1 protein-coding gene is annotated in these 2,715 nt (G+C 59.8%); it reads left to right on the forward strand.

Annotated elements, in window-relative coordinates:
* Positions 1-50: 50 nt before the first annotated feature.
* A partial coding sequence (locus NKI25_RS36085) for an AMP-binding protein (protein ID WP_353000932.1) occupies positions 51-2,715 on the forward strand: 2,665 nt, incomplete at its 3' end.

Below are 2,715 nucleotides of genomic sequence, written 5' to 3' on the forward strand. Positions count from 1 at the left end.
GTGGCGACGCTATATTCGCGGATTGGGCGGCTCGCGCCAATATCCCGTGTATTGCGAGTGTTGACGAGCTCTGCTCTCGTTTGAAGGCCGAGCCGGTGGATTGCATTTTCTCCGTTGCCAATCCGCTTATATTGCCACCGGACATGTTTGGGCGAGCCCGACAAGGTGCTTTCAATTACCACGACGGTCCACTGCCACGATATGCAGGAACTCACGCGACGTCCTGGGCGCTGCTGGCCCAGGAGAGCGAGTATGCCATCACGTGGCATCGTATCGATGATGGTGTTAATGCGGGTGAGCTGGTGGTTAGGCGCCAAGTGTTAATTGCGCCCACCGACACGGCGTTGAGCTTGAACCTCAGATGTCATGAAGCCGCGGTCGAGGGCTTCCGCGAGCTTTTAACTGGCTTGGCGAAGGGAAAGCTTACTGCTCGTCCGCAGGCGCTAGTCGACAGAAGCTATTTTCCGAGACGTCGACGCCCAGATGCGGCAGGCTGTCTGCGATGGGATCGATCCGCGCGAGATTTGTCAGCGATGACCCGTGCACTAGACTTTGGGCCGTATAATCCCAATCGATTGTGTCTGCCCAAGGCTTTCGTGGGTGATGACGTTGTCATAGTCAGGCGCTTGGAGGTGTTGCCTCGACGCTCGGGCCTTCCGGCGGGTTCCCTGCTTGAAATCCACTCCGGCCACTGGCGTGTGGCGACGGGTGCGCAGGATGTTGATGTTTGCTTTGGCGGCCCCGATGGTCAGCTGCTGGACGCGCGAGCACTCGCCAGGAACTTCAATCTGGATGAAGGTTATCGCCTTCCAATTTTGAGCGGTGATCAGGCGCGGAGCATAACTGCCGCCCATGAAAAGCTGGCGCCTTCAGAGGATTTTTGGCGACAGCGGCTTGAGCAGTTTAAAATATTGCAGCTTCCTTTTCTATCGGCGTCCGTGGCTGAAGCGCCGCACAGATGGCAGTCGAGCTCGTGGTTCATTCCAAGTGCTTTGGCTAAACTGGCGCCACATGATCGCACGGAATACCTGGTAACGGCTTGGCTGATCTATCTCGCCCGTATCGCGGGAGAAACAGAGCTTCAACTGGGATGGACGCCTGCATCGGATAGATCGCAAGCCGGTTTGAAAGCGGTGGAGGTGCTTATCGCCTCTGTCGTGCCGATGGAAGTTACCATTGATCTTGCACATGATTTTGAGGAAATGCGCAAAGCGGTGGCGGCCGAATTCGCTCAGCTGAGGGCGCACGCTAGCTTTGCCCGGGATCTTATCGCGCGCTGCCCGACATTGCGAGGTGTGGAGGCGCTACGGTCGCACCGGCCCTGGCCGCTTGGCATCACGATTACAGCAGATAGTTGTTCTGCCGCTGGCGATCTAGCTTCGAACGCGAGTTCTGAGACAACCCTATCCGGTGATTTGCTGACATTCGAGCTTTGCGCTCTGGATGGGAGCTTTCGATGGCACTTTGATGCAAGTCGATTGGCACCGGAGCAGATCGACCGCATGACGCAGCATTTGCAGAATCTGTTGTGCGCTGTGGTTGCCGATGCCGGGCTGCCGGTCGGCCGGATTGAACTGCTGTCGCCCGAGGAGCGGACCTACCTTTTGGAGGATCTGAACCGGACGGCGGCGGCCTATCCGTCGGATCTTTTCATCCACGAGCTGTTCGAGCAACAGGTGCGCCAGGCGCCGGAGGCGGTGGCGGTGGTCCATGAGGACGAGGCGCTCTCCTATGGCGAACTCAACGCCCGGGCCAACCGGCTGGCCCATCATCTGATCGCGCTCGGGGTGAAGCCGGATCAGCCAGTGGCGATCTGCCTGGAGCGCAGCCTGGCGATGGTGGTGGGTGTCTTGGCGATCCTGAAGGCCGGCGGCGCCTATCTGCCGCTGGACCCGGCCTATCCCTGCGCGCGGCTGCGGCAGGTCCTCGCGGATGCCGCGCCGCGGCTGCTAGTTTGCGATGCGGCCGGACGCGCCGCGCTCGGCCCTGAGGCGCTTGTCGATGTGACGGTGGTCGATCTGGAAACGGCCACCCCGGTCTGGGCCGAACTGCCTGCTTCGGATCCCGAGCCGCGCGCCCTTGGCCTCACCGCGCGCCATCTCGCCTATGTGATCTACACCTCTGGCTCAACCGGAACCCCAAAGGGCGTCATGGTCGAGCATGGAAGTCTGGTCAACTATTTGCATTGGTCGGATCGCAGCCATTACGAAGAAGCCGGCAACGGTTCGCCCATGCTGCTGTCGTTCAGCTTTGATGCTGGCGTTACGACCTTGTTCGGGCCTTTGTTGGCGGGCGCCAAGCTTCGTCTTGTCAACCCCATTGCCCAAATACATGCGCTTGCTGGTTTAGAGGATGGTCAGACCTATGATCTAATCAAGCTGACGCCTTCGCATTTAAGCCTGCTGAACAAGCGGCTTGAAGCCGACAAGGGACCAGCCCCGACCAGAGCGCTCATGGTCGGTGGGGAGGCCTTGATCCCGGGAGACATGCAGTTTTGGCAAGAGCGTTTTCCGAACGTGCGTCTGATCAATCATTATGGTCCGACAGAAGCGACGGTTGGATGTGCCACATTCGCAATATCAGACGCTGTCGGGGGGCTGGCCTCGATTCCCATTGGCCGTCCGATTGCGAACACGCGGATCTACCTGCTGGACGCTCATGGTGCGCCGGTGCCGTTCGGGGCGGTGGGCGAGCTCTATATCGGCGGGGCGGGGG

Origin of the sequence: Mesorhizobium sp. M0808 (genome assembly GCF_040320025.1) — a bacterium.
GTDB lineage: Bacteria > Pseudomonadota > Alphaproteobacteria > Rhizobiales > Rhizobiaceae > Mesorhizobium.